26 protein-coding genes are annotated in these 26,478 nt (G+C 62.0%); 9 read left to right on the top strand and 17 right to left on the bottom strand.

The features are described from left to right. Window positions 1-298 precede the first annotated feature (298 nt). Window positions 299-679, top strand: a complete 381-nt coding sequence (locus BJI47_RS16835; protein WP_088944786.1) for a PLDc N-terminal domain-containing protein — start codon at window positions 299-301, stop codon at window positions 677-679. A 214-nt stretch (window positions 680-893) separates the two neighbouring features. Here the strand turns inward: BJI47_RS16835 and era are convergent, their stop codons facing one another. From era to hrcA, 8 genes are all read right to left on the bottom strand, one after another. After that, a complete protein-coding gene (gene era / locus BJI47_RS16830) occupies window positions 894-1,808 on the bottom strand; it encodes a GTPase Era (RefSeq protein ID WP_088944785.1) in 915 nt (304 codons plus the stop codon). A gap of 68 nt (window positions 1,809-1,876) precedes the next feature. Next, on the bottom strand, window positions 1,877-3,187 hold the full coding sequence (locus BJI47_RS16825) for a hemolysin family protein (protein WP_088944784.1): 1,311 nt from the start codon (window positions 3,185-3,187) through the stop codon (window positions 1,877-1,879). Beyond that, window positions 3,184-3,726, bottom strand: a complete 543-nt coding sequence (gene ybeY, locus BJI47_RS16820) for an rRNA maturation RNase YbeY (protein ID WP_084344756.1) — start codon at window positions 3,724-3,726, stop codon at window positions 3,184-3,186. The genes BJI47_RS16825 and ybeY overlap by 4 nt, the downstream gene beginning before the upstream one ends. 39 nt (window positions 3,727-3,765) lie before the next feature. After that, a complete protein-coding gene (locus BJI47_RS16815; RefSeq protein ID WP_176224927.1) occupies window positions 3,766-4,782 on the bottom strand; it encodes a PhoH family protein in 1,017 nt (338 codons plus the stop codon). A gap of 127 nt (window positions 4,783-4,909) precedes the next feature. Further along, window positions 4,910-5,677, bottom strand: a complete 768-nt coding sequence (locus BJI47_RS16810; RefSeq protein ID WP_088944782.1) for an alpha/beta hydrolase — start codon at window positions 5,675-5,677, stop codon at window positions 4,910-4,912. Further along, window positions 5,677-6,450 (bottom strand): 16S rRNA (uracil(1498)-N(3))-methyltransferase, encoded by a 774-nt coding sequence (locus BJI47_RS16805; protein WP_088944781.1) that lies wholly within the window; start codon window positions 6,448-6,450, stop codon window positions 5,677-5,679. Before BJI47_RS16805 ends, BJI47_RS16810 begins: the two co-directional genes overlap by 1 nt. A gap of 2 nt (window positions 6,451-6,452) precedes the next feature. Beyond that, entirely contained in the window at window positions 6,453-7,607 is a 1,155-nt protein-coding gene (gene dnaJ, locus BJI47_RS16800) for a molecular chaperone DnaJ (protein WP_088944780.1), read from the bottom strand. 83 nt (window positions 7,608-7,690) lie between these two features. Then, complete coding sequence (gene hrcA / locus BJI47_RS16795) at window positions 7,691-8,734, bottom strand: heat-inducible transcriptional repressor HrcA (protein WP_084344866.1); 1,044 nt, start codon at window positions 8,732-8,734, stop codon at window positions 7,691-7,693. A gap of 211 nt (window positions 8,735-8,945) precedes the next feature. On the opposite strand from hrcA, the gene BJI47_RS16790 reads away from it, so the two are divergent. Continuing rightward, window positions 8,946-9,251, top strand: coding sequence for a type II toxin-antitoxin system VapB family antitoxin (locus tag BJI47_RS16790; protein ID WP_084344746.1), 306 nt, complete (start codon window positions 8,946-8,948; stop codon window positions 9,249-9,251). A 38-nt stretch (window positions 9,252-9,289) separates the two neighbouring features. On the opposite strand, the gene hemW is transcribed toward BJI47_RS16790, so the two are convergent. Then, on the bottom strand, window positions 9,290-10,498 hold the full coding sequence (gene hemW, locus BJI47_RS16785) for a radical SAM family heme chaperone HemW (protein WP_088944779.1): 1,209 nt from the start codon (window positions 10,496-10,498) through the stop codon (window positions 9,290-9,292). Between the two features lie 409 nt (window positions 10,499-10,907). Here hemW and BJI47_RS16775 point away from each other — a divergent pair, with 409 nt between their 5' ends. From BJI47_RS16775 to BJI47_RS16755, 5 genes are read left to right on the top strand one after another with little or no spacing between them, the layout of a single operon-like run. Then, window positions 10,908-12,641 carry a nitrite/sulfite reductase gene (locus tag BJI47_RS16775; protein WP_088944857.1) on the top strand — a complete coding sequence of 578 codons (1,734 nt, stop codon included), beginning with the start codon at window positions 10,908-10,910 and terminating at the stop codon, window positions 12,639-12,641. Window positions 12,642-12,649: 8 nt separating this feature from the next. Next, window positions 12,650-13,348 carry a phosphoadenylyl-sulfate reductase gene (locus BJI47_RS16770; protein WP_176224917.1) on the top strand — a complete coding sequence of 233 codons (699 nt, stop codon included), beginning with the start codon at window positions 12,650-12,652 and terminating at the stop codon, window positions 13,346-13,348. Further along, a complete protein-coding gene (cysD, locus tag BJI47_RS16765) occupies window positions 13,345-14,289 on the top strand; it encodes a sulfate adenylyltransferase subunit CysD (RefSeq protein WP_088944776.1) in 945 nt (314 codons plus the stop codon). The genes BJI47_RS16770 and cysD overlap by 4 nt, the downstream gene beginning before the upstream one ends. Next, window positions 14,289-15,599, top strand: coding sequence for a sulfate adenylyltransferase subunit 1 (locus tag BJI47_RS16760; protein WP_088944775.1), 1,311 nt, complete (start codon window positions 14,289-14,291; stop codon window positions 15,597-15,599). The genes cysD and BJI47_RS16760 overlap by 1 nt, the downstream gene beginning before the upstream one ends. After that, the gene (locus BJI47_RS16755; protein WP_088944774.1) at window positions 15,596-16,357 is read left to right on the top strand and encodes a sirohydrochlorin chelatase; all 762 of its coding nucleotides are present in this window, start codon (window positions 15,596-15,598) and stop codon (window positions 16,355-16,357) included. Before BJI47_RS16760 ends, BJI47_RS16755 begins: the two co-directional genes overlap by 4 nt. On the opposite strand, the gene BJI47_RS16750 is transcribed toward BJI47_RS16755, so the two are convergent. From BJI47_RS16750 to BJI47_RS16730, 6 genes are all read right to left on the bottom strand, one after another. Continuing rightward, a complete protein-coding gene (locus tag BJI47_RS16750; protein WP_088944773.1) occupies window positions 16,347-17,405 on the bottom strand; it encodes a sulfate/molybdate ABC transporter ATP-binding protein in 1,059 nt (352 codons plus the stop codon). The genes BJI47_RS16755 and BJI47_RS16750 overlap by 11 nt on opposite strands. Beyond that, window positions 17,405-18,205, bottom strand: coding sequence for a sulfate ABC transporter permease subunit CysW (gene cysW / locus BJI47_RS16745; protein ID WP_088944772.1), 801 nt, complete (start codon window positions 18,203-18,205; stop codon window positions 17,405-17,407). Before cysW ends, BJI47_RS16750 begins: the two co-directional genes overlap by 1 nt. Continuing rightward, window positions 18,202-19,065 carry a sulfate ABC transporter permease subunit CysT gene (gene cysT / locus BJI47_RS16740; protein ID WP_088944771.1) on the bottom strand — a complete coding sequence of 288 codons (864 nt, stop codon included), beginning with the start codon at window positions 19,063-19,065 and terminating at the stop codon, window positions 18,202-18,204. Before cysT ends, cysW begins: the two co-directional genes overlap by 4 nt. Before the next feature lie 5 nt (window positions 19,066-19,070). Continuing rightward, window positions 19,071-20,093, bottom strand: coding sequence for a sulfate ABC transporter substrate-binding protein (locus BJI47_RS16735; protein ID WP_088944856.1), 1,023 nt, complete (start codon window positions 20,091-20,093; stop codon window positions 19,071-19,073). 241 nt (window positions 20,094-20,334) lie between these two features. After that, on the bottom strand, window positions 20,335-20,427 hold the full coding sequence (locus BJI47_RS25025) for an Ms4533A family Cys-rich leader peptide (RefSeq protein ID WP_354561833.1): 93 nt from the start codon (window positions 20,425-20,427) through the stop codon (window positions 20,335-20,337). Window positions 20,428-20,573: 146 nt separating this feature from the next. Beyond that, window positions 20,574-20,804 carry a hypothetical protein gene (locus BJI47_RS16730; RefSeq protein WP_088944855.1) on the bottom strand — a complete coding sequence of 77 codons (231 nt, stop codon included), beginning with the start codon at window positions 20,802-20,804 and terminating at the stop codon, window positions 20,574-20,576. 80 nt (window positions 20,805-20,884) lie between these two features. Here BJI47_RS16730 and BJI47_RS16725 point away from each other — a divergent pair, with 80 nt between their 5' ends. Then, on the top strand, window positions 20,885-22,927 hold the full coding sequence (locus BJI47_RS16725; RefSeq protein WP_088944770.1) for a glycoside hydrolase family 15 protein: 2,043 nt from the start codon (window positions 20,885-20,887) through the stop codon (window positions 22,925-22,927). Between the two features lie 20 nt (window positions 22,928-22,947). Here BJI47_RS16725 and BJI47_RS16720 read toward each other — a convergent pair whose 3' ends face one another. Further along, a complete protein-coding gene (locus BJI47_RS16720; RefSeq protein ID WP_254900646.1) occupies window positions 22,948-23,961 on the bottom strand; it encodes a nitronate monooxygenase in 1,014 nt (337 codons plus the stop codon). Further along, complete coding sequence (gene lepA / locus BJI47_RS16715; RefSeq protein ID WP_088944769.1) at window positions 23,958-25,799, bottom strand: translation elongation factor 4; 1,842 nt, start codon at window positions 25,797-25,799, stop codon at window positions 23,958-23,960. Before lepA ends, BJI47_RS16720 begins: the two co-directional genes overlap by 4 nt. 114 nt (window positions 25,800-25,913) lie before the next feature. Between lepA and BJI47_RS16710 the strand changes: the two genes are divergently transcribed. After that, complete coding sequence (locus tag BJI47_RS16710) at window positions 25,914-26,477, top strand: type II toxin-antitoxin system PemK/MazF family toxin (protein WP_088944768.1); 564 nt, start codon at window positions 25,914-25,916, stop codon at window positions 26,475-26,477. Window position 26,478 lies beyond the last annotated feature (1 nt).

The following is a 26,478-nucleotide window of genomic DNA, read 5'->3' as shown; positions in this document are numbered from 1 at the left end:
CCTCTTCTCCCGTGGGCACAATCAGGGCCAAGCAACTACTCCCTCACCGATGACCTTTCGCGGCTCCACGCGTAACTGCATCATTCGTACCGGGTGACATTGGTCGTGAATCTGCATCGATCGCAGGTCGTCGATCAGCACACTCACAGAGCAAGTCGACCCCTGAGCAGGCCCACAAATGGGCACCGAGATAGACACAGACCTCACCCGCCTCGGATGACGCCGCAACACCCGCCGAATCCTAGAGTTGGATCGGCGAGAGAGCTCGAACCAGTCCAAGTTCGAAGGAGTTCGAAACATGATCGATTCATTCTGGGATCTGATGTGGTACACGCTGATCGTGTTCGCGTTCGTCGCGTATTTGATGATCCTGTTCCAAGTTGTCGCCGACCTGTTCCGTGATCGCAACATGTCCGGTTTCGTCAAGGTCATCTGGATCATCCTGCTTGTCGCGATTCCGTATCTCACGGCCTTCGTTTACGTCATCGCGCGAGGTCGTGGCATGACAACTCGGCAAATCGAGGCGCAGCAGACGTCGAGGGCGGCTACCGATCAGTACATCCGAGAGGTCGCCGGCAAGTCTTCTGCCGAGCACATCGCCGACGCCAAGGCACTGCTCGACGCCGGCACCATCAACCAGGCCGAATTCGACACCTTGAAGGCCAAGGCTATGAGCTGACTCCCTGTGCTGCGGCCGGGGTCCACAGAAGGAAGGCAGGCACATGAGTTCTCTTGTCCTGGAGCTACATCACCTCGTGCAGCGGATGCGTGGACCCCGGCACAAGCATCACCACAGTTGCCGATCTCGTCGGCGCAACCACGTGCACACCCTCCTCGAACACCATTCGATCTAGCCGAGGACGCGATCTAGCCGAGGGCTCGGCCCCACTGAATCAGAACCCGAGCTTGCCCATCTGCTTGGGATCGGTCTGCCAGTCCTTGGCGATCTTGACGTGCAGGTCGAGGTAGATGCGAGTACCGAGCAGCTTCTCGATCTGCAGGCGCGAGTTGGTACCGACCTCTTTCAACCGAGCACCACCCTTGCCGATGATGATCGCCTTCTGACTCGAGCGTTCGATGTAGAGAATTGCGTGGACGTCGAGCATGTTGTCGTGGCCCTCGCGGGGAGTGATCTCATCGATGACAACTGCCAACGAGTGGGGAAGCTCGTCGCGAATACCTTCTAGCGCGGCTTCTCTGATCAACTCCGCCATCAGAATTTCTTCGGGCTCGTCCGTCAGTTCCCCGTCCGGGTAGAAGGCGGGGCCGGGTGGCAATTCGGAGGCCAGCAGGGCGACCAGCTTCTCCACCTGCTCACCCGATTCGGCGGACACCGGAATCACGTGGCTGCTGTCCCCCAGCAACTTCGACAGAGCCATGAGTTGCTGCACGACGCGTTCTTTCTTGACCTTGTCGATCTTGGTCACGATGCCGATCAGCGTCGTCTTCGGTGAGATGTGGCGAACCTGCTCGAGAATCCAGCGGTCACCCGGCCCGATTTTTTCGTCCGCCGGGATGCACAGTCCGATAACGTCGACCTCGGAATACGTATCCTGCACCAGATCGTTGAGCCGCTGCCCGAGAAGGGTTCTCGGGCGGTGCAATCCAGGGGTATCGACGAGAATCAACTGGGCATTCTCGCGGTGAACGATGCCACGAATGGTGTGACGCGTGGTCTGCGGACGCGATGAAGTGATGGCAATCTTGGAACCGACGAGCGCGTTTGTCAGCGTCGACTTTCCGGTGTTCGGCCGACCGACGAAACAAATGAATCCGGACCGAAAATCCTCTTCGCTCGAATCAGACATCGAGCACCTCCCAGCTCTTCCCGCCGCGCGATGCGGCCGGGATGGTTGTATTCGTTCTACCGCACAGTTCAGGCATCGGACGCTTCTGTCGACGACTCCTCATCGTGATCGTTCTCGAACCTCTCCACCAGAACGGTCGTGACTCGCACTCGACCCTTCTGATCGGCTCCGCCTTCGCCGGTGAATGCCAAGCCATGTGACTCCACACGCGAGCCCGGAAGCGGTACGCGTCCGAGCTCGTACCCCAGGAGGCCACCAACGGTGTCGACGTCCTCGGATTCGATCTCGATGTCGAACAACTCACCGACGTCATCGAGTGGCACCCGCGCAGATACCCGATACCGTCCGTCACCCAGGTCTTCGATGGGGGCAACTTCACCTGCGTCGTACTCATCGGCGATCTCTCCGACGATTTCCTCCAACACGTCCTCGATGGTGACCAGTCCTGCAGTTCCGCCGTATTCGTCTATGAGCACGGCCATGTGCTTACGGTCACGCTGCATTTCGGCGAGCAAACTGTTCAACGGCTTGGAATCCGGTACGAATACTGCCGGCCTCATGACGTCGGTCACCTTCACACCGCGTCCGCCATCGGTGGAGTAGTACGTCTGCTGCACAAGATCTTTCAGGTATACGACGCCGATGATGTCGTCGACGTTCTCACCGATCACTGGAATCCGGGAATGCCCACTGCGCACGGCGAGCGAAGTCGCTTGTCCCGCTGATTTGTCGGACTCGATCCACACCATTTCCGGCCGCGGAACCATCACCTCGCGAGCCGAGGTATCACCGAGTTCGAAGACGGACTGGATCATTCGGCGCTCGTCGTCTGCAACCACGCCGCGTTCACGGGCCATGTCGACCAGTTCACGCAGTTCGATCTCGGATGCGAACGGGCCGTTGTGGAATCCGCGCCCTGGCGTGATCGCGTTGCCGATCACGATCAGCACGCGGCTCACCGGACCGAGAATCCAGCCGAGGCCTCTCAGCGGAAGTGCCGCGAACAGTGCGATCGAGTACGCGTGTTGGCGTCCGAGCGTTCTGGGACCGACACCGATGACAATGTAACTGACCAACACCATCACGATGGCAGTGACGAGAAGTGCAATCGTTTCGTCGAGAAGACCTATCAGCCCACCCGCGAGTAGAACTGTGGCAGCGATTTCGCACAGGATGCGAAGAAGGACCGTCAGATTCACGTATCGAGGGCGGTCCGCGACGATGGTGAGAAGACCGATAGCGCCCGGGCGACCATCTTTGACCATGTCCTCGACGCGGGCCCGTGAGACGGTGTTCAGAGCCGAATCCGCGGCTGCGAACAAACCTGCGATCGGTACGAGGACGACTGCTGCCACTATCAGCGCAGGCGCATCGCTCACAGGTTGTCGCCGCCGACGAAGCCGGTTTTGCCGAGCAGTCGGCTGTCTCTGGCGGCCTGCACTTCGGCTTCTTCTGCGCGACGGAGATCCTCGTACCATTCCGCCAGAATTCGATTCTGAAGAGCGAACATCTCTTTTTCTTCATCCGGTTCGGCGTGGTCGTAGCCGAGTAGATGCAGGACGCCGTGGACAGTGAGCAGTGCCAACTCGTGTTCGAGAGGATGGCCGGCCGCTGCTGCCTGGTCTGCGGCGAAGGACGGGCACAGCACGATATCGCCGAGCATCGACGGTCCCGGCTCGGGAGAATCCGGACGACCGCCGGGCTCGAGTTCGTCCATCGGGAACGACATCACATCCGTCGGGCCCGGTAGGTTCATCCACCGCATATGCAGGTCCGCCATGGTGGACGAATCGACGAGAACCATCGACAACTCGGCCGCCGAATGCACGTCCATGCTGGCGATAGCGAACCGGGCCACACTTACGAGATCCGTTTCGGAGACTTCCATCCCCGATTCGTTGGACACCTCGATGCTCATTGCTGCTCACTCTTTCGACAAGGGACTTTCGAGCAAATTCTATCGGCGAGCAGAGCGCGGCCCTCCAGAGCGTCGCTGTGCCCGATTGCTCAGCGAGAGATCCTGGTTGTTGGTGGATTCGAACCGCTCATAAGCGTCGACAATCTCCGACACCAGACGATGTCGAACCACGTCGCTACTGGTCAACTGCGCAAAATGAATGTCATCGACGTCGTTGAGTATCTCCGACGCAGCCCGTAGACCTGAACGTGCGCCACCGGGCAGGTCGACCTGAGTGATATCGCCGGTTACCACTATCTTCGAGCCGAACCCCAGCCTGGTGAGGAACATCTTCATCTGCTCGGCGGTGGTGTTCTGCGCCTCGTCGAGAATGATGAACGCGTCGTTGAGGGTTCGACCGCGCATGTATGCCAGCGGAGCGACCTCGATGACACCTGCCTGCATGAGCTTGGGAATCGCCTCGACATCCATCATGTCGTGCAGTGCATCGTGCAGCGGGCGCAGGTACGGATCGATCTTGTCGTGCAAAGTACCTGGCAGAAAGCCCAGACGCTCGCCAGCTTCCACTGCCGGCCGCGTCAAAATGATGCGGCTGACCTGCTTGGCCTGCAACGACTGGACCGCCTTGGCCATCGCCAAGTAGGTCTTGCCGGTACCAGCAGGGCCGACACCGAAGACGATGGTGTTGGTGTCGATCGCATCGACGTAGCGCTTCTGGTTGAGAGTCTTCGGCCGGATGGTCTTGCCTCGACGAGAAAGGATGTCCAGGCTCAGCACTTCGGCCGGTGACTCCGCGACACCTTCGGTCATCATGCCCACTGCCCTGCGTACCGCATCGACGGTCAGCGGCTGCGCGCGCTTGGCGACGGCGGCCAATTCGGAGATGACACGCTCGGCGAGGGCCACGTCGGTGACCTTGCCACTCAAAGTGACTACGTTTCCTCGGACATGGATGTCGGCGTTCAAAAGCTGCTCGAGTGTCCGCAGGTTCTCATCGGAGGGTCCGAGCAGCGGGAGAACTGCCTCGGGCGCAAGCTCCATGCTGGACCGAACCATGCGTTCGGTGGGAAGTTCGCTGTGTTCACTCACGTGGTGGCTCTGGCCTGCTTTCCGATGTCGACGAGCATGAAATGGACGGGGCCTGATTCGAGTTTAACGCGCATGCGAATAACAGCATTCCCATTTACCTGCCGGTACCGGCGAGCACCGCAGTCACCGAGCGCTGCCAGCTCTGCGACCCGGTCTCGAGGAACGCGACGTGGTCCTCACCAGGAACGATCGTCAGTTCGGCGTGATCACCGGCAGCGTGTGCCGCTGCTACATAGAGTTCGCTCTGCGACGCCGGTACCAGCGTGTCGAGCGATCCGTGAATGCAGTGCATCGGGATCGCGGTGGGAATGCGGTGAAGCGGCGACGCCGACCGATACAACTCGGGCGCGTCCTCGTAGTCGGCGTCGAGCAACGCACGAACGGCAGGATTGACGATTCCCGATGCCGGTCCAGTCACCAAGTCCAGAACACCTGCCTGCGTGACGACCAGCGACGGGGTCAGCGCGCCGCCGCGCCTGCCTGCCAGCCACGCGGCCAGGTGTCCCCCGGACGAATGCCCGAGCACTCGGATGTCTGCGAGATCGAGTGAGATCGAATCGAGTTCGGCGGCTATGCCGATCAGTGCGTCGAGCGCTGCGCCGACATCGTTGCTCACTTCGGGCCAGAGACCGCCTGCGCCGACGCGGCGATACTCGACGTTCCAGGCTGCGACACCTGCTCGCGCACATTCGACGGCGTACCGGGTGCCGAGGCTGGAGCTGTACTGACCACTCCAGGATCCGCCGTGAACGATCATGACCACGGGTACGGGAGTGCCGATTTCAGTGGCGGAGCGCTCCGGAAGATAAAGGTGGCCGAACTGTTCCTCGTGCTCGCCGTAGCTGATTTTGGTTCGCTGCACTACGGCTCACGAAAGTCGAGAGGCTGCTGCGCCCAGCGGTCCGTCGAGACACCGATCGCGCCCAGTGCAACGGCCGCAGCGGTCGAGGTCCGCAGAACCGTCGGACCCAACACGACCGTTCGGGCTCCGGCCGCAGTCAATTTGCCTACTTCACTGTCGTCCAAACCACCTTCGGGACCTACCACCAACAGCACCTCGCTCACCGAACGCAGCGGCAACTCCGAGAATCGCTCGGTTGCCGATTCATGGAGAACGGCAACGATTCCCCCGCGGGCGACGACCTCACGGACGAGTTCGAGTACCGCCGTCGTGTCATGGAGTTCGGCGACATCCGGAACGAACGGCCTTCGGGACTGCTTGGCCGCGGCGGCAACCGTACTGCGCCACCGAGCGACGCCCTTGGCTGTTTTCGCACCTTCCCAACGCGCGACGCATCGGGAGGATTGCCACGGCACGATGGAGTCGACGCCCGCTTCGGTCGCCAGTTCTACGGCCAACTCCGAGCGATCTGCTTTGGGCAGCGCCTGGACGAGCCCCACCGATGGTGTCGGCCGCGGCATGTCGAATCGAGCATCGACCGTCATTTCGAGGCGATCACGCTCGGCGGAGATCACGACGGTGTCGGCGACCCCGCCGTGCCCGTCGGACAGCAAGATTCGCTCCCCTACTCGAATCCGCCGCACCGTAGCGGCATGGTGGCCTTCTTTCCCGTCCAGTACAGCGGTGCTGCCGACCTGAGGCAAGGGATCGAGGTAGAAAACGGTGGCCGCCATCGTCAGCGACCGCTGAACGCTTCCCGAAGCCTCGAGAACAGCCCACCGCTGTGCTGGGAACCGATGGTGACGACCTCGGCCGCATCACGGTCCCGCAGGGCCTTCAGGTCCTCGAGGAGCTGAGTCTGCTTGTGGTCCAGACGTGACGGCACCACGACTTCGAGGTGCGCGTGCAAGTCGCCTCGAATTCCGGACCGGAGCTTCGGCATGCCGTGACCACGCAGTACGGCGACAGCTCCGGGCTGAGTACCTTGATCGACGACGATGTCAGTCGGTCCGTCAATGATCGCGTCGACCGACACCGAGGTACCGAGCGCTGCGTCCACCATCGGGACACGAATCGTGCAATGCAGATCTTCGCCGTCGCGGACGAACACGTCGTGCTGCTGCTCGACGATTTCCACGTAGAGGTCGCCTGCAGGTCCGCCGCCCGGGCCGACTTCACCCTGAGAAGCGAGTCGAATCCTCATGCCGTTGCTGACACCGACCGGGACCTTGACCGAAATGTCTCGACGCGATCGAACGCGACCGTCGCCACCACATTTGCGGCACGGGTCGGGAATGGTCTCCCCGGCTCCGCGGCAGGTCGGGCACGGCCGCGAGGTCATGACCTGACCGAGGAAGGAACGCTGAACGGACTGTACTTCGCCTGCTCCACCACAAGTTTCACAGGTCACGGGCTTGGAGTCACCGTTGGTGCCCGCACCGGTACACAGGTCGCACAGGATCGCCGTGTCGACGGTGATGTGCTTGGTGACACCCGTCGCGCACTCGTCGAGCGTAAGTTTCGTTCGCAGCAGCGAGTCGGCACCCGGCTGTACGCGACCACGAGGTCCGCGGCCACTGCCGCCGCCCTGTCCGCCGAAGAATGCTTCGAAGACATCTCCGAGTCCGCCGCCGAAGCCTCCACCACCGAAGCCGGCTCCGCCGCCGCCACCTTGCTGAAGTGGATCTCCACCGAGGTCGACGACGCGTCGCTTCTCGGGATCGGAGAGGACCTCGTAGGCAGTGGAGATGTCCTTGAATCGGGCTTGCGCGCTCTCGTCCGGATTCACATCGGGGTGGAGTTCACGCGCAAGTTTGCGGTAGGCGCGCTTGATCTCTTGGTCCGAGGCCTTCTGGCTCACACCGAGCGTCCCGTAATAATCCCGTGCCACGTAAGTCTCTTTCGTTTTTGTCGATCCGGTCTGCGCTTACCTCCGCTATCGCGGTGCGGCAAGCAATGTCTGTTGTCCGGTGATCAGCGCTCGGCGAGAACCTCGCCGATATACCTCGCAACGGCGGCGACCGATGCAATTGTTCCCGGATAGTCCATGCGTGTGGGGCCCAGCACTCCCATACCCCCCAGAACCATGCCAGCCGAACCGTACCCAGTGGAAATCACCGAAGTTCCGCGCATCTCCTCGACCTGCGTCTCTTCACCGATTCGCACCGTCACAGTTCGCGTGTCCTGTGTCACAGCGAGCAGCTTGAGCACGATGACCTGCTCTTCCAATGCTTCGAGAACAGCACGCAACGAACCGGGGAAGCCGGCGTCACCTGCAAAATCGGCAGCATTTCGAGTCAGGTTGGCGGTTCCGCCGAGCACCAAACGTTCCTCCGAGTGCTCTACCAGGGACTCGACCAACACAGTCGCAGATCTGATCATTGCGTCGCGCAGGGGTTCGGGCGCATTCTCAGCGAGTTCGGCCACCGCCGCCGACGCCGCGGCGAGACGTTTTCCTTCGAGCGCTCCACCGAGCAATCTGCGCAGTTTCGCCAAGTTCTCGTCGTCGATGACATCGCCCAGTTCGACGATGCGCTGATCGACGCGTCCGGAGTCCGTGATGAGCACCAGGAGGAGCCTGGCGGGGGTGAGCGCCACTACTTCGAGGTGGCGAACCGAAGACACCGACAACGTCGGATACTGAACGACGGCCACTTGGCGAGTGAGCTGTGCGAGTAGTCGAACTCCGCGGCGGAGAACATCGTCGAGGTCTACGCCGTTCTCCAGGAACTCGAGAATGGCACGTCGCTCGGCAGGCGAGAGTGGTTTGACGTCGGCGATGCGGTCGACGAACTGCCGGTAACCCTTGTCGGTCGGTACCCGACCGGAGCTGGTGTGAGGCTGTGCAATGTAGCCCTCGGCCTCCAGCGCCGCCATGTCGTTACGCACTGTTGCGCTGGACACACCGAGGTTGTGGCGTTCCACCAATGCGCGTGACCCGACAGGCTCCTGGGTGGAGACGTAATCAGCAACTATGGCCCGAAGAATTTCGAACCGACGGTCATCAGTGCCCGACATCGGTATCCACCTCCACATCTGCTCTGCTCATGACATACACCGGGTCGGGGCGCGAACAGCCCGCTGACTGCACTCCCCCGACCGACCCGCCTGCCGAGTCTAGTGGCCGTGGAGCAGTACCCACCGCTAGGCCTTAGTGTGGACAAGTGGGTTACTCGACTGCGACAACGGACATAGCTGTGACGAACTACACCGAATCGGGGGTCACGGCGTGATCTTCAAAGGTGTTCGCGACGGAAAGCCGTACCCCGAGCACGGCCTGTCTCTGCGGGACTGGTCGAAAATTCCTCCCCGCCAACTCCGCCTCGACGACATAGTCACCACCACGAAGGTTCTCGAACTCGACCGCCTTCTGTCCGAGGACTCGACCTTCTACGGCGATCTGTTCCCGCACGCGGTCCACTATCGCGGGGTCGTCTACCTCGAAGATGGCCTGCACAGAGCCGTGCGTGCGGCCCTGCGCAACAGGACGGTCCTACATGCCCGCGTGTTCGACTACGACGCACTGAGTGCGTGAGTTTCCAGTGCTGATCTCGTCGGTGAACGAACGCCCGATCACGCAGCGATAGTGCGGACGACCGCGTCGGCAAGCAGACGGCCGTGATCGGTGAGGACATAACGATCGTGCTCGACCACCATCAGACCGTCGACCACCAACTGCTCGGCCGCCGCGCGCTCGGAGTCTGCGAGCACACCGGCCGGCAGTCCCGTTCGTAGACGGATCTTCAACATCAGCTCTTCCAGGTGAACGTCCGCACTCGTGAGCAGTTCACTGCCGGCGACGGGGAACTCACCTGCTTCCAACCGGTCCGCGTAGCGAGCGGGGTGCTTGATGTTCCAGAACCTGGTTCCACCGATGTGGCTGTGCGCGCCAGGACCGGCTCCCCACCAATCTCCGCCATCCCAGTAGCCGACATTGTGTTTGCATTCGGCAGCGTCGTCGGTTGCCCAGTTGGACACTTCGTACCAGTGCAGTCCAGCACCGGACAACACCGCGTCGATCCGCTCGTACCGGCTGGCCAGCACGTCATCATCGGGGGCGGGTAGCTCGCCGCGTCGAACCTTGCGCGCCATGGCCGTTCCATCCTCGACGATCAACGCATAGGCCGACACGTGATCGACGCCCGCCTCGAGAACAGCAGCAAGGGAGGCGTCGAGATCCTCCGCGCGTTCACCTGGGGTCCCGTAGATGAGGTCGAGGTTGACATGGTCGAAGCCCGCTGCCCGGGCCTCTTTCGCCGCCGCAACAGCGCGTCCGGGTGTATGCGTTCGATCGAGTACGGCGAGTACGTGCGGGGCGGCCGACTGCATGCCGAGCGAAATCCGGGTAAAGCCCGCTGCGCGAAGTTTTTCGAAGAATGTCGGCGACGTCGATTCCGGATTGGACTCCGTCGTCACCTCGGCCCCCGTCGTCAGCCCGAAGCTGCCACGAACGGCGTTCAGCACATCGGTGAGTCCGTCCCCACCCAGCAGCGAGGGCGTACCCCCGCCGACGAAGACCGTGTCAGCAGTTGGCACCGATCCTGCACGATCGTTCATGAGCGAGGCTGCGGCATCGAGTTCGCGACGCAATCCGGTGAGCCACGACTCCGGCGATGCCGATGTTCCGAGCTCCCCGGCGGTGTAGGTGTTGAAATCGCAGTAGCCGCATCGTGTCGCACAGAAGGGCACGTGCACGTAGATCCCGAAAGGCCGCGAACCGACGCCGTCGAACGCCGCATCTGGCAGTTCGAGTGAGACTGCGGGCGAGGCGGGAAGGTTCACGCTCTCCAGTGTCCCAGAACCTGAGGAGCCGGCTCACCACGCGGACAGCATTCCTATATTCAGGCGCTCTGCCAGCCTATTTACCCCAAAATCGAGGTAAATAGGTCGCCGCGGTCGGTACTTGCCATATGACGTGGCACAATAGGCTCCGTGAACGACTCTGGGATCCGATTGGTGGCACGACGCCACGTCGATCTCAAGCGTGTCTGCAGTTCTTCGTGTCGATGCCGTAAGAGTGTGTAGCTGAGCTCTGCGTCTCGTTCGATGCGCTCGCTCATCCCCGCTCGGAATTCGAACTGAGCACGTTTCTTCTCACAAAGCCCCCGATCCAACCGAACGCGTGTGCAAGCGGTGAGTTTCATCCCCCACCCCTTCACCGTCCGGCAGAGAAAAGATGCAGGAGCCTTTGATGTCGTCGACAACCGACGCGACAACCGATGTGACCGGTGTGAAATCGCCTGAAGTTGCACCCAGAGAGCGCACCGCACGGCCCACCAAGCGCCGCGCCGAGGGTCAGTGGGCCCTCGGATACCGCGAACCCCTCAATGCCAACGAGCAGGCGAAGAAGGACGACAACCCGCTGAACGTGCGGGCCCGCATCGAGAACATCTACTCCAAGCAGGGGTTCGACAGCATCGACAAGAGCGACCTGCGTGGACGCTTCCGTTGGTGGGGCCTCTACACCCAGCGCGAGGAGGGGTATGACGCCACGTTCACCGGTGACGAGAACGTCGACCTTCTCGAAGCCAAGTACTTCATGATGCGAGTGCGATGCGACGGAGGCTCTCTCAACCTCGAGCAGTTGCGGACCATCGCCGGTATCTCGCAGGAGTTCGGCCGCAACACCGCCGACCTGTCCGACCGCGAGAACGTCCAGTTCCACTGGATCGAGGTCGAGAACGTACCGGAGATCTGGAAGCGCCTCGAGGCCGTCGGTCTGAAGACCACCGAAGCCTGCGGCGACTGCCCCCGCGTCGTTCTCGGCTCTCCCCTGGCCGGCGAATCCCTCGACGAGGTACTCGATCCCACCCCCGCTATCGACGAGATCGTGCGCCGCTACATCGGCGACCCTCGTTACTCCAACCTGCCCCGCAAGTTCAAGACTGCGATCTCTGGCCAGCAGGACGTAGTCCACGAGATCAACGACGTCGCGTTCGTCGGCGTGAACCACCCGGAACACGGTCCCGGACTTGATCTCTGGGTCGGCGGTGGCTTGTCCACCAACCCGATGCTCGCTCAGCGGGTCGGCGCTTGGATTCCGCTCGACGAGGTTCCCGACGTCTGGGAAGGTGTCGTATCGATCTTCCGCGATTACGGCTACCGCCGTCTGCGCGCCAAGGCCAGGCTCAAGTTCCTCATCAAGGATTGGGGAATCGAAAAGTTCCGCGAAGTCCTCGAGACCGAATATTTGAAGCGTCCCCTCATCGACGGCCCGGCACCCGAGAAGCCGAACCGGCCCATCGACCACGTCGGCATCCAGAAGACCCAGAACGGACTCAACGCAGTCGGTTTCGCGCCGATCGCGGGCCGCGTTTCGGGAACCATTCTCGCTCGGGTTGCCGACGCCGCAGAGAAGGCCGGCAGTGACCGAATCCGCTTCACGCCCTTCCAGAAGCTGATCATCCTCGACGTGGCCGAAGAAACTCTCGAGCCACTGATCGCCGACCTCGACGCCCTGGGCTTGCCGGCTCGGCCGTCGCACTGGCGCAAGAACCTGATGGCCTGCTCCGGCATCGAGTTCTGCAAGCTGTCGTTTGCCGAAACACGCAAGCGCTCACAGGTTCTCGTGCCCGAACTCGAAGAGCGTCTGGCAGACATCAACGCCCAACTCGACGTACCGATCACGATCAATATCAACGGTTGCCCCAACTCCTGCGCCCGCTCGCAGGTCGCGGACATCGGATTCAAGGGACAGCTGGTCGACGACGGCAATGGCAATCAGGTCGAGGGCTTCCAGGTTCACCTGGGCGGCAGCCTCGGCTTCGACACTGCGTTCGGCCGAAAGCTACGCCAACACAAGGTCACGAGCGTCGAGATGGGTGATTACATCGATCGCGTCGTACGACAGTTCGTGAAGAACCGCAACGAGGGCGAGCGCTTTGCCGAATGGGCAGTGCGTGCAGACGAGGCGGATATGCGATGAGAACTCGAATGAATCTCTCGGTCGAGGAGTTGAAGGCCGTCGCTGAACGCGGCGCTCGCGAACTCGACGGAGCCGACGCCGCCGAATTGCTGGCCTGGACCGAACGCGAATTCGGCACCGACTACATCGTGGCGTCGAACATGCAGGACGCAGTCCTGGTACACCTTGCAGCCCAGGTACATCCGGGCATCGATGTCCTGTTCCTCGAAACCGGCTATCACTTCGCGGAAACCATCGGCACCCGCGACGCAGTGGAAGCCGTCTACGGAGTCAAGATCGTCAATGCCCGCGCCGAATTGACTGTGCCGCAACAGGATGCACTGGAAGGCAAAGATCTTTTCGCTCGCGAGCCGAATCGCTGCTGTGCCATGCGCAAGGTCGCTCCGCTGAAGAAGGAGCTTGCCAACTACAGCGCCTGGGTTACCGGCATCCGTAGGGTCGAATCACCCACCCGCGCGAATGCGCCTCTCATCTCCTTCGACGACGCCTTCGGCCTGGTGAAGATCAATCCGATCGCAGCCTGGTCGGACGAGGACATGCAGAACTACATCGACGAGCACTCCATACTCGTCAATCCTCTTGTCGACGAGGGCTATCCATCGATCGGGTGCGCTCCCTGCACCGTCAAGCCCGCCCCCGGCGCCGATCCGCGTAGCGGACGGTGGGCCGGTAAGGCCAAAACCGAATGTGGGTTGCACGCATCATGACACTGGACACGACAGCGGTAGAAGCTACACGCACACTGCTCGACAGCGATCGATTCGACACACTCGATGCGCTCGAGTCCGAGGCGATCCATATTTTCCGTGAGGTGGCAGGCGAGTTCGAGCGCCCGGTCATTCTCTTCTCCGGCGGCAAGGACTCCACCGTTCTGCTGCACTTGGCGATCAAGGCCTTCTGGCCTGCGCCACTGCCATTCTCGCTGCTGCACGTCGACACCGGCCACAACTTGCAGGAAGTCCTGGACTTTCGCGACTACGTCGTCGCCAAGTACAACCTCCGCCTGCACATCGCCAGCGTCGAGGACTACATAGCCGACGGCCGGCTCACCGAGCGTCCCGACGGCATTCGCAACCCCCTTCAGACCGTTCCGTTGCTGGACTCGATCTCGGAGAATCGCTTCGACGCCATCTTCGGTGGTGCACGCCGCGACGAGGAGCGCGCTCGCGCCAAGGAGCGCATCTTCTCCCTTCGCAACGCATTCGGTCAGTGGGATCCGAAGAAGCAGCGTCCGGAACTGTGGAACCTCTACAACGGTAAGCATTCGCCGGGTGAGCAGGTTCGAGTGTTCCCGTTGAGCAACTTCACCGAACTCGACATCTGGCGTTACATTGCCCGCGAAGACGTCGAATTGGCGTCCATCTACTACGCGCACCAGCGCCCGGTGTACCAGCGTGACGGAATGTGGATGACTCCCGGCGTGTGGGGCGGACCGAACGAATCCGAGGAGCTGCAGACTCTGTCGGTTCGGTACCGGACCGTGGGCGATGGATCCACGACCGGCGCAGTTCTGTCCGATGCCGCGGACAACGACGCGATCCTTGCCGAGGTCGCAGCATCCCGGCTCACCGAACGTGGTGCCACTCGCGGAGACGATCGTGTTTCCGAGGCTGCCATGGAAGACCGCAAGCGCGAAGGATACTTCTGATGAGCATTTCTCGTTCCGGTACACAACTGCTACGGCTTGCCACCGCAGGGAGCGTCGACGACGGCAAGTCCACCCTGGTCGGGCGCCTGCTCTACGACACGAAATCTGTTCTCGCCGACCAGATCGATGCCGTCACCAGGGCATCGGTCGACCGTGGACTGAGCACGCCGGACCTGTCACTGCTGGTCGACGGCCTGCGTGCCGAGCGCGAACAGGGCATCACCATCGACGTTGCCTACCGGTACTTCGCAACGCCCGCGCGTTCGTTCGTTCTCGCCGATACGCCCGGCCACGTTCAGTACACCCGTAACACCGTCTCCGGTGCGTCCACGGCTCAGCTCGTCATACTTCTCGTCGACGCACGCAAGGGCGTCATCACGCAGACTCGTAGGCATGCAGCGGTTCTCGCACTACTGGGTGTACCCAAGCTGGTATTGGCGGTCAACAAGATCGACCTCGTGGAGAATCCGGAGCAGGTCTTCGCGGACATCTCGGAGGAATTCAACTCTCTGACGAGCTCACTCGGCTGGGCTACCGAGGATGTCACCGAGATACCGGTGTCCGCCCTTCATGGTGACAATGTGGCGGTGCGCTCGACCAAGACCCCGTATTACGACGGCCCGACGCTGATCGAGCATCTCGAGTCCGTCCCGGTCGACGCGGAACCCCATCGAGTGGGCCTTCGATTCCCAGTGCAGTACGTAATCCGTCCGCGCACAGCCGAATTCCCGGACTACCGCGGCTACGCCGGCCAAGTTGCAGCCGGAACGGTCTCCCCCGGCGACGAGGTCGTCGTGTTGCCCTCGGGGGTACGCACGACCGTCGAGCGCATCGATACAGCTGATGGCGAACTCGGATCGGCCCATGCCGGCCGTAGCGTCACGTTGATTCTCGCCGACGACGTCGATGTGTCTCGAGGCGACACCATCGCGTCCCCGCAGGATGCGCCCGAGGCCCTCGGCGACTTCGACGCCACTGTGTGCTGGCTCGCCGAAAAGCCCCTGCGGCCCGGTGCCCGCCTGCTACTCAAGCACGGAACGCGTACTACACAGGCCATCGTCGGCTCGCTGGTGGAGCGGTTCGACGAACAGAATTTGACGTCCGAGCCGTCACCGGAATCGCTGGCACTCAACGATATCGGTCGAATCTCGGTTCGAGTTGCCGAGCCGATCGTGGCGGACGACTACCGGGTCAACCGGCACACCGGAAGCTTTCTGCTGATAGATCCGAACGGCGGAAATACCCTCGCTGCCGGCCTGGTCGGCGACGCGTTGTCCGCCGTCGAGCTCGGGACGCCGACACCGGCGTGAGCGTGTTGATCGCCACCGCTCACGGCAGCCGCGATGCGCGCTCGGCTCGTACGGTGCACGCGGTGGTCGATCGGATCCGACTTCGGCGCCCGGATGTGGATGTGCGAGTGGCGTTTCTGGACCTGACGGAGCCGCACGTCGATCGAGTGATCGACGTGCTCGCTCTCGAGGGCGGCGACTCGGCAGTCGTCGTTCCGCTGCTGCTCGGTAGCGCGTTTCATGCAAGGGTGGACTTGCCGACGATGCTCGAAGCGGCACGGCTGCGTCACCCAGGATTGTCGCTGGTGCAGGCCGACGTACTCGGCGACGATCCGCGGTTGGTCGATGCGGTTCGCTCACGCATAGTCGACGCAGGCGTCGACGTCGACGACCCGGATGTCGGTGTCCTTCTCGCCGCTGTCGGATCCTCGGACGGTGCCGCCAACGAACGCACTCGTGCCATTGCTCGACACGTTCTCACGGGAACTCTTTGGCGCGAGGCCGTGACATGTTTTGCGACCGTGCCGAATTCGGGTCCTTCCGAAGCTCTCCGTCTACTGCACAGTGCCGGTGCGAGAAAGATTGTGCTCGCGCAGTGGTTTCTTGCACCGGGGTTGCTGACCGACCGCGTATCCGCAGTTGTGGACGCATCAGGTTTCGAGGTCGTCCGAGCGGACGTCATCGGTGCGCATTCGTCGGTCACCGAGGTGGTGTCCCATCGTTACGATTGCGCTCTGACGCACGTCGTGACTGCAGACAACGATCACCTCAATAGGTAGATCCGGCGGCCGTCGCCACCGTGCCCTTGGAATTGAGGATCTTCGGGATCCGTGTGGCGCGCACGTACACCGTCTCTCCGGCGTTGAGCTGGAGCGCTTCACTGTCGCCGCGAGTGATCTGCGCGGTGAAGGGCTCTCCCGTTGCAGCATTCTTCATTTCGACCTTCACCTCGAATCCGAGACGTACGACGCGTTCGACGATGGCGCGAGTCACGCCCGCAGATTCGGCTGTCCCGTTCTCCTGCGCCAGCGACATGCTCGGATCCCGACCGACGCGAATGTCGTGCGGTCGGACCAGTAGTCCGTTGAGCTTGGCGACCTGCCCGAGGAAGGACATCACGAAGTCGTTCTCGGGACGATCGTAGAGGTCCTCGGGGGTACCGACCTGCTCGATCCGCCCCTTGTTGAGCACCGCGATCCGGTCGGCGACGTCGAGTGCCTCTTCCTGATCGTGCGTCACCAATACCGTCGTGACATGTACCTCGTCGTGCAATCGACGCAGCCACGTTCGAAGATCCTCACGGACCTTTGCATCGAGTGCGCCGAAGGGCTCGTCGAGCAACAGCACTTGCGGATCGACCGCGAGCGCGCGTGCCAGTGCCATGCGCTGCCGTTGGCCGCCCGAAAGCTGCGCCGGAAATCTGCTTTGAAATCCAGCGAGGCCGACGATCTCGAGGAGTTCGTCCACCTTCCGCTTGATCTCGGGTTTCGGTCGCTTCCTGATCGTCAGACCGAATGCAACGTTGTCGCGAACACTGAGGTGTTTGAAGGCTGCATAGTGTTGGAAGACGAATCCAATTTCACGACGCTGCGGGCTCACCCACGTCACATCCTGGCCGGCCAGGACCACCTGACCGGAGTCGAGTTGCTCGAGGCCTGCAATCGACCTCAGCAAGGTCGACTTACCGGAGCCGCTCGGTCCGAGCAACGCCGTCAGCGAGCCCTTGGGGATGTCGATGCTGACATTGTCGAGTGCGGCGAAGTCGCCGTATTTCTTGTTGGCGCCGACAACGGAGATCTCGATCTCGTTGTTCTTCGATGCAGTCATTACTTCGTCCTCTTTTTGTCGAGGGCAGTCATCAGCAGCAATACGATGACGGCAATTGCCATGAGCAAGGTGGATGCGGCGTATGCACCCGCTTGGTTGAAGTCTTCGTATCGAGAATTCACCAACAGGGTCAGTGTCTGCGAGACGCCTGGCAAGTTGGTCGACACCATGATCACGGCGCCGAACTCGCCGAGCGAACGCGCAACGGTCAGGACGATTCCGTACGTCAGACCCCAGCGAATAGCAGGAAGGGTGATCCTCCAGAAGGTCTGCATCGAGGAAGCCCCCAACGTCGATGCAGCTTCTTCCTGCTCTTCGCCGATCTCGTAGAGCACCGGCTCCACTTCGCGCACCACGAAGGGCAGCGTCACGAAGATCGTTGCTATCACCATGCCGGGCAGGGCGAAGATGATTTTGAAGCCGAGACTCTCGATGCCGCCGAACCATCCGTTCGCGCCCCACAGCAGGATGAGTGCGACGCCGGTGACGATGGGCGACACCGCGAATGGAAGGTCCACGATGGCCTCGAGGACGCCCCTCCCACGGAATCGTCCACGCACGAGTGCAAGGGCAGTGATGACTCCGAACACGACGTTGATCGGAACGACGATCGCGACGATCAGCAGCGACAGTTGCAGCGCCGACTGGGCGGCCGGTGTCGTTATCAGTCCCCAGAACTCGGCGACCCCATTTTCGAACGTCCGATAGAGGATGGCGCCGAGCGGAAACAACACCAGTGCAGCGAGATAGAACAACGCAACGACCCGCAGAGAGAGTTTGACCGGAAGTCCGAGCTTCATCGGATCTGTTCCTCTCTTCGAGCGAGTCGACTTCCCACGATGCGAAGAACGAACAACACGACGAAAGCCAACGTCAGCAACACGACCGAGATCGCCGCTGCGTCCACCTGATGGTCGTACTCGATCAGTTCACGGATGTACTGGGATGCGATCTGCGTTTGCCCTGGGATGTTGCCACCGATGAGCACAACCGATCCGAATTCGCCGATAGCCCTGGCGAAGGCCAAGCCCGCGCCGCTCAGAACTGCGGGCATCAGCACCGGAAGCACGATGCGCCGAAAGATCGTCCAGTTCCCTGCCCCCAGCGATGCCGCCGCCTCCTCGACTTCCTTGTCGAGCTCGATGAGTACGGGTTGTACCGCGCGCACCACGAACGGCAATGTGACGAACAGCAACGCAACGACGACGGCGGGTTTGGTGGCATTGAAGACCAGGCCGATGGGGCTGGTCGGGCCGTAGAGCGAAAGCAACACCAGGCTCGCCACGATCGTCGGCAAAGCGAACGGCAGGTCGATCACGGCGTTGACGAATCGTTTGCCCGGGAACTCGTCCCGAACGAGCACCCAGGCGATGAGTGTGCCGAGGAAGAGGTTAATGATCGCGGTGGCGGCCGACACTTCCAGCGTCACCTTGAATGTCGCGATTGCACGCGGCTGGGTTACCGCATCCCAAAAGCCGGCAAGCCCGTTGTCGAACGACTTGACCAACAACGCTGCGAGCGGCAGCAGCACGATGATGCTCAACCACAACACCGCCACTCCGAGGCCGAGCGGACCGACGGAGCCGGGACCGCGGAACTTACGCCCCTCACGCGATTTCGCGCGCCATGACCGTGACTCGGCCTCGATAGTGGTCGACATGGTTCCTACTTGGTGTTTTCGCTGTAGATGGTCGTGATCGCGCCGCTGTCACCGAACAGATCGGCGTCGACCTGGCTCCACCCACCGAGATCGTCGATAGTGCGCAGCTTCTCCGGAGTGAAGAACTTGTCCGAGTACTGGGCTGCAACGTCCGGATCGACGGGTCGGAATCCGGCCTCCGCCCAGATCTTCTGTCCCTCGTCGGTATAGATGTAGTCGTTGAGTGCATTGGCCAGTTCCAGCTGGCCGCTGGTGTTCACGACCGCAACGGGGTTTTCGATACGGAAGGTATCGGCCACATCGATGTGCTCGACTTTCTCGCCCTGCTCTTCGATGAGGAGTGCTTCGTTCTCGTAGCTGATCAGCACGTCGCCCTGCCCCTGCAGGAACGCCTCGGTCGCCGCTCGACCCGATTCCGGTTGTACCGGAAAGTGTCCCGAGACGAGCTTCTGGACGTAGTCGAGACCCGCCTGCCGATCCTGACCGCCGTTGCTCTTGGCCGCGTACGGCGCCAGGAGATTCCACTTGGCCGAACCCGAGCTGAGCGGGCTCGGACTGATGACCTGCACGTCCGGGGCGAGCAGGTCGTCCCAAGTTCGAATGTTCTTCGGGTTGCCCTCGCGGACGACCAACGTAACGACAGATCCGAAAGGCACACCGCCGTAAGCGTTCTGATTCCAACCCTCGTCGACCTTGCCCGCCTTGACCAACCGCGTCACATCCGGCTCGACCGAGAAATTCACGATGTCGGCCGGGGCGCCGTCGACCACTTTGCGTGATTGGTTGCCCGAGGCACCGTAGTCGGCGTTGATCGAACTGTCTTCGCCCGCTTCGCTTCCCTCGAATGCAAGCCCGATCGCATCCCAACCGTTCTTCGGCACTGCGTAACCGACGAGGGTCAGCGCGGTGCCGCCCGAGGATCCGCCCGAGCCACCCACCACATCGCTCGAGCCACCTCCGCAGGCGGAAAGAACGAGTGCTCCCACCGCAGCAAAGGTGGTGAGCAGGTAACGAGAGCTGTGTCTCATCGAAAAAGAGCCTTTCATCTTTTCAGTCCGCTCGATGCCGGTTCGCAGCTGTACGAGAAGACGGTGTTGCGGGCACGCATGCGCGGAACGAGAGACCAGCGCAGCGAAAGGAAGAAGGGTAGCCGGTCGAGTCGATCGACGTCGGGCAACCAAGTAGAACGAGCTGTGCAGCAAACGTCGGATCGCCGCGAGCAAGCAGGCTACGACGAACGACCCTTACGCAGCCGAAGAGCCGCGAGGTCTATCGACAACAGTCGATATCGGCAACAGCAAGCATGCCGACCGCAATCAACGCCAACTCATGGCGGACTCGGTACTCGGCAGCGGCAGACACGGACAGAAATCTAGCAGAGGATCCTGGTGGACTCTAATCTCTGCAGGCGTCGACGCGAATACGCGTCCACTACCTGGTCAGAAACCAGGCGATCACGACGAGAACGAGCAGGGCGAACAGTGCTAGCGAGACCCTCGACCGTGGCATCAGTGGCCTTCCGTTTTCGATGTTTCTTGAAATGAGGCTTCCAGCTCGGACTGGGACTGAGCATCTCGACCCAGCACTCGCAGCAGTACTGCAAGAACTCGGTCCATCAGGACCGCGAGCCCGAATGCAACGGGTACGACCACCAGCATCACCACGAGCGACTGTGGAATGAACGGGAGAGCGGTGATCCACAGTTCGATCCCGTCCCACCAGGTCGCTATTGCATCCACGCCGTTCACTCTATCGGTCCGCCACGCCGAGAAAACCCCGGCGGTAGACGACGGCCACACACACCGATGATGATGGGACCATGACGGCATTCGAGAACGAGTCGACAGTGGTGCCCGTAGCCGACGATACGGTTTTGGCAACGGGGGTGCCCGGCGGAGAAGCGCACTCTTCCCAAGGCGCTCTGGCCAGCACAGCGGCCCCGGTTTCCAGCCTGACCTCGTATCGAAGCGCCTTCCCTCCGATCGACGACTATGCGTTTCTCTCCGATTGCGAGACGACCTGCCTCATGGCCAGGAACGGTTCGGTGGAGTGGCTGTGCATCCCACGCCCCGACTCACCGAGCGTGTTCGGTGCGGTACTCGACCGTAGCGCCGGCCATTTTCGGGTCGGCCCGTACGGCCAGTCCGTCCCGGCGGCCCGACGCTATCTGCCCGGCGGCTTGATCGTCGAGACGACGTGGCAGACCGAAACCGGATGGCTCGTCGTACGCGATGCATTGGTGATGGGTCCGTGGCACAACACCGATCAGCGTTCCCGCTCACACAAGCGGGCACCGACCGATTGGGATGCCGAGCACATTCTTCTCCGCACGGTCAAATGTGTCAGCGGCACGGTCGAATTGGAGATGAGCTGCGAGCCTGCGTTCGACTACCACCGTGCTCCCGCGCAGTGGGAGTACACCGGCAAGGTCTACGAGCAGGCAACAGCAACCTGCCAAGCCAGTACCGACGGAGACCAGCCGACGCTGACTCTGACGACCAATCTTCGTATCGGCATCGAGGGCCGAGAAGCTCGTGCTCGTACCCGTATGGCCGAGGGTGACAACATCTTCGTGGCGCTCTCGTGGTCCCATCTGGCCGCCCCTACGACATTCGACGAGGCAGCGGAGAAGATGTGGCGAACCGCCGAGTGTTGGCGTCAGTGGATCACCATCGGACGATTCCCCGACCATCCGTGGCGCGGTTACCTGCAGCGCAGTGCGCTCACCCTCAAAGGTCTCACCTATGCACCCACCGGCGCCCTGTTGGCAGCATCGACTACGTCACTGCCGGAAACGCCCGGTGGAGAGCGCAATTGGGACTATCGATACACCTGGGTACGCGACTCGACCTTCGCACTGTGGGGCCTTTACACGCTCGGTCTCGACCGCGAAGCCAACGATTTTTTCTCGTTCATGGCAGATGTGTCCATGGCCGAGAACGGCGATGCCAACCCGCTCCAGGTGATGTACGGCGTCGGCGGCGAGAAAGTTCTCGAAGAGAGCGAGCTGCCCCACCTGTCCGGTTACGACGGCGCCCGACCCGTCCGCATCGGAAACGGCGCGTACAACCAGGAGCAGCACGATATCTGGGGAACGATGCTCGACTCGGTGTACCTGCACGTGAAATCACGCGAACATGTGCCGGAGTTCTTGTGGCCTCTGCTCAAACGACAGGTCGAGGAAGCGATCGCGAACTGGCGCAAACCCGACCGTGGAATCTGGGAGGTGCGCGGCGAACCGCAGCACTTCACCTCGTCCAAAATGATGTGCTGGGTAGCGCTCGACCGTGGCTCGAAACTTGCCGAAATCCATGGCGAGAGCGGCTACGCCGAGCAATGGAACGAGATCGCCGACGAAATCAAAGCCGATATCCTCGAGCACGGCGTCGACTCTCGTGGGGTGCTGACCCAGCGTTACGGACACTCTTCTCTGGATGCGTCACTGCTACTGGCGCCGTTGCTCCGATTCCTCCCACCCGACGACGAACGCATCAAGGCGACAGTGCTGGCCATTGCCGACGAACTCACCGAGGACGGGTTGGTCCTTCGGTACCGCGTCGACACGACCGACGACGGTCTGGCGGGCGAGGAAGGCACCTTCACCATTTGTTCATTCTGGCTGGTGTCGGCGCTCGTGGAGATCGGCCACCTACAGCGTGCCAAGCATCTGTGCCAACGTTTGCTGGGATACGCGAGCCCACTGAAGCTCTACGCCGAGGAGCTCGATGCGAAGACCGGTCGACACCTCGGTAACTTCCCGCAAGCATTCACGCACCTCGCGCTCATCAATGCCGTCGTTCACGTCATACGAGCGGAGGAAGCTCAGGCCACCGGACACTTCAAACCTGCACACGTCAACTGAGTTCCCTCAGCGCCGTTCCCTCAGCGCCCTAGCTGCTGTGCCCATTCGGCCAGCAACTCGGCTGCAGGGACAGCCCTGGCTCTGAGGTGGCCCGTGCCTGCCCACATCGACAGCCCCGACGGGTCTCCCGCGGCGGCAGCTTTGGCCCGCATGGGGCCCGTGAGGTAGTGCACGTCCGGGTAGGCCAGCGGTGCCACGTCGGAGTTCTCCGAGATGAACTCGTTGACGAGTCCACGTGCTGGACGGCCGGAGAACGCGCGGGTCACTGCCGTGCCGGACGCCTTCGTCAGCTGCTCTCGGTGGACCGCCCTGGTACCGGCCTCGGGAGTATCGAGAAAAGCCGTGCCCAGCTGCGCGGCGTGCGCCAATCCTGACGACAGCAGCGGTGCGATGTCGTGGCCGTCCATCAAACCGCCCGCTGCGATACGCGGAAGGCTCGACGCCGTGCGGACGGCCTCGAGTACACCCGTCAACGGAACTGCTGGGGCCGAACCATCGAAACTTCCTCGATGGCCCCCACTTTCGGGGCCTTGCACCACGAGTGCGTCCACCCCGTTGGCTTGCGCCTCGCGTGCTTCCGACTCGCTCGTCACGGTGCACCAGACCTCGGAGCCGACTTCGTGCAGTGCCGCGACCTCTGCAGCACTGAACGTGCCGAACGTGCTGGTCACGACGGGAACGGGGTGTTCGACGAGCCAGCTGAATTTATCGACATAGTGGTCGTCGCGCCGCGGCAACTGCCCAGGTTCGACGTCGTACCGCGCGAACCATGGCACGAGATGCCGCGCGTACGCAGCGACATCGGCGCCTGTCGGGTCGTCCGGGATGAACAAGTTGACGCCGAAGACGATGCCTCGCATCGAATCCACCTGCGCGGCAAGCTTGTCGACGTCGAGTAGGGCACCGCCGAGCATTCCCAGTCCGCCCGCGTTCGACACCGCTGACGCGAGTTCCACGGTCGAGGGCCCACCGGCCATCGGCGCACTGATCACCGGGACCCGAAGCCCGTCGAGGACGACCGTCGAGCGAATCACTTCTTCGGCTTGTCCGTCGATGACTCCGAAGACAAAGCGGCAACGAAGGCTTCCTGCGGCACCTCGACCCGACCGATGGTTTTCATCCGCTTCTTGCCCTCTTTCTGCTTCTCCAGGAGTTTGCGCTTGCGGCTGATGTCACCGCCATAGCATTTGGCCAGCACGTCCTTGCGGATCGCGCGGATATTCTCGCGAGCGATGATCCGGGACCCGATGGCAGCCTGAATGGGCACCTCGAACTGCTGACGCGGAATCAGCTCTTTGAGCTTGGTGGTCATCTTGTTCCCGTACGCGGCCGCGGCATCCTTGTGCACGATCGCCGAGAACGCGTCCACTGCCTCACCCTGAAGCAGGATGTCCACCTTGACCAGAGCGGCGCTCTGCTCGCCGATCTCCTCGTAGTCGAGGCTCGCGTAGCCACGAGTGCGCGACTTCAAGATGTCGAAGAAGTCGAAGATGATCTCCGCCATGGGAATCGTGTAGCGCAGTTCGACACGCGTCTCCGACAGATAGTCCATTCCGCCCAGCTCGCCGCGCCTGCCCTGGCAGAGCTCCATGATCGAACCGATGAACTCGCTCGGGGTGATGATGGTGCACTTCACCATCGGCTCGTAGACGTCGCGCACCTTGCCCTCGGGCCAGTAGGACGGGTTGGTCACGACATGTTCGGCGTTGTCTTCCATCTCGACGCGGTACACCACGTTCGGGGAGGTGGAAATCAAATCGAGGTTGAATTCTCGTTCGAGGCGCTCACGGGTGATCTCCATGTGCAGCAACCCGAGGAACCCGCAGCGGAAGCCGAATCCGAGCGCGACAGACGTCTCGGGCTCGTAGGTGAGCGCGGCGTCGTTGAGTTGCAACTTCTCGAGTGCGTCACGCAGATCCGGGTAGTCGGAGCCGTCGAGTGGGTACAGGCCGGAGTACACCATCGGGCGAGGTTCGCGATAGCCGGTGAGGGGTTCGGTCGCGCCCTTGCGTGCCGTGGTCACGGTATCGCCGACCTTCGACTGTCGAACGTCCTTGACGCCGGTGATCAGGTACCCGACCTCGCCGACGCCGAGACCCTTGGTCGCTTTCGGATCGGGTGAAACGATCCCGACCTCGAGAAGTTCGTGAGTCGAGCCGGTCGACATCATCGTGACCTTCTCGCGCGGGTTCAGAGCCCCGTCGACCACTCGGACATAGGTGACGACGCCGCGATAGGTGTCGTACACCGAATCGAAAATCATCGCCCGCGCGGGCCCGTCCGGGTTCCCGACTGGCGCGGGAACCAGCTTGACGACCTCGTTGAGCAACTCCTCGACGCCGACACCAGTCTTGCCCGACACACGAAGTACGTCTTCCGGTTCGCACCCGATGATGTGCGCGATCTCGGCGGCATAGCGGTCGGGGTCCGCTGCGGGGAGGTCGATCTTGTTCAGAACCGGAATGATCGTCAACTCTTTGTCGAGCGCGAGGTACAGGTTCGCGAGCGTCTGAGCTTCGATCCCCTGCGCGGCGTCGACCAGCAGCACTGCACCCTCACAGGCCTCGAGGGCACGAGAGACCTCGTAGGTGAAGTCGACGTGGCCGGGTGTGTCGATGAGGTGGAGAACGAACTCCTCGCCGTCGACCAACCACGGAAGGCGGACGTTCTGAGCCTTGATCGTGATGCCGCGTTCGCGCTCGATGTCCATACGATCGAGGTATTGAGCCCGCATGGATCGGTCATCGACGACGCCCGTGAGCTGCAACATCCGATCTGCCAGCGTCGACTTGCCATGGTCGATGTGGGCGATGATGCAGAAGTTCCTGATCCTGGACGGATCGGTGAACGTCGTGTCGGCGAAGCTGGGCACTTACGATCCTTTGGCCGGGGAGAAGAGCGAACGGACAAAGTCCATCTTCCCATGTCTCGTGGCCGAAGACTTCCCCGACTGGCCGTTGGGGCGGAATGACTAGACTGTCGTCGCATGGCTGTGAACTGGAGCAAGTTCGGTAAGGAATTGAGCAGGATCGCGCGGCGCGAGGGGCCGAGACTGTTCCGTCAACTTCAGAGTTCGGGCGCCCTTCAGAAGGGCATGGATGCCCTGTCGAGCAGAGGCTCTTCCGGTCCGACCGTCGATCAAGGGCGTCCGGTCGCCTCGCACACCGTGCCGACCGCACATCGCGCACGCCGGGTCGAATACTCCCCCGATCTAGATGGGAAGGCCGATCCCGGTGAAATTGTGTGGACCTGGGTCACCTACGAAGAAGATGCGAATCAGGGCAAGGACAGGCCCGTCCTCGTGGTCGGACGCGACGGCGACGTCCTGCTCGGTTTGATGCTGTCGAGTCAGAGCAAGCGCGATGGTGAACGAGACTGGGTCGCCATCGGTTCGGGCTCCTGGGACAGCGAGGGGCGGCCTAGTTGGATTCGACTCGATCGGGTCCTCGACGTCCCCGAATCTGGGATCCGACGCGAGGGTGCGGTGCTGCTCAAGTCGAAATTCGACTTGGTGGCATCACGTTTGCGCCGTGACTTCAGCTGGACCTGAT

Source organism: Rhodococcus sp. 1168 (genome assembly GCF_002091955.1).
GTDB lineage: Bacteria > Actinomycetota > Actinomycetes > Mycobacteriales > Mycobacteriaceae > Rhodococcoides.
The sequence above is the reverse complement of the archived record's forward strand: the minus strand, read 5'-3'. Positions and strand labels throughout refer to the sequence as shown.

Bases quoted from the DNA above. Each gene is read 5' to 3' on its own strand.
- cysD (WP_088944776.1), top strand. From the start codon at position 13,345: ATGACACTGGACACGACAGCGGTAGAAGCTACACGCACACTGCTCGAC.
- BJI47_RS16770 (WP_176224917.1), top strand. From the start codon at position 12,650: ATGAATCTCTCGGTCGAGGAGTTGAAGGCCGTCGCTGAACGCGGCGCT.
- ybeY (WP_084344756.1), bottom strand. From the start codon at position 3,726: ATGAGCATCGAGGTGTCCAACGAATCGGGGATGGAAGTCTCCGAAACG.
- BJI47_RS16835 (WP_088944786.1), top strand. From the start codon at position 299: ATGATCGATTCATTCTGGGATCTGATGTGGTACACGCTGATCGTGTTC.
- BJI47_RS16775 (WP_088944857.1), top strand. From the start codon at position 10,908: ATGTCGTCGACAACCGACGCGACAACCGATGTGACCGGTGTGAAATCG.
- BJI47_RS16735 (WP_088944856.1), bottom strand. From the start codon at position 20,093: ATGAGACACAGCTCTCGTTACCTGCTCACCACCTTTGCTGCGGTGGGA.
- cysT (WP_088944771.1), bottom strand. From the start codon at position 19,065: ATGTCGACCACTATCGAGGCCGAGTCACGGTCATGGCGCGCGAAATCG.
- BJI47_RS16725 (WP_088944770.1), top strand. From the start codon at position 20,885: ATGACGGCATTCGAGAACGAGTCGACAGTGGTGCCCGTAGCCGACGAT.
- era (WP_088944785.1), bottom strand. From the start codon at position 1,808: ATGTCTGATTCGAGCGAAGAGGATTTTCGGTCCGGATTCATTTGTTTC.
- BJI47_RS16710 (WP_088944768.1), top strand. From the start codon at position 25,914: ATGGCTGTGAACTGGAGCAAGTTCGGTAAGGAATTGAGCAGGATCGCG.
- BJI47_RS16750 (WP_088944773.1), bottom strand. From the start codon at position 17,405: ATGACTGCATCGAAGAACAACGAGATCGAGATCTCCGTTGTCGGCGCC.
- BJI47_RS16760 (WP_088944775.1), top strand. From the start codon at position 14,289: ATGAGCATTTCTCGTTCCGGTACACAACTGCTACGGCTTGCCACCGCA.
- cysW (WP_088944772.1), bottom strand. From the start codon at position 18,205: ATGAAGCTCGGACTTCCGGTCAAACTCTCTCTGCGGGTCGTTGCGTTG.
- BJI47_RS16805 (WP_088944781.1), bottom strand. From the start codon at position 6,450: ATGGCGGCCACCGTTTTCTACCTCGATCCCTTGCCTCAGGTCGGCAGC.
- BJI47_RS16815 (WP_176224927.1), bottom strand. From the start codon at position 4,782: ATGGTTCGGTCCAGCATGGAGCTTGCGCCCGAGGCAGTTCTCCCGCTG.
- hrcA (WP_084344866.1), bottom strand. From the start codon at position 8,734: ATGTCGGGCACTGATGACCGTCGGTTCGAAATTCTTCGGGCCATAGTT.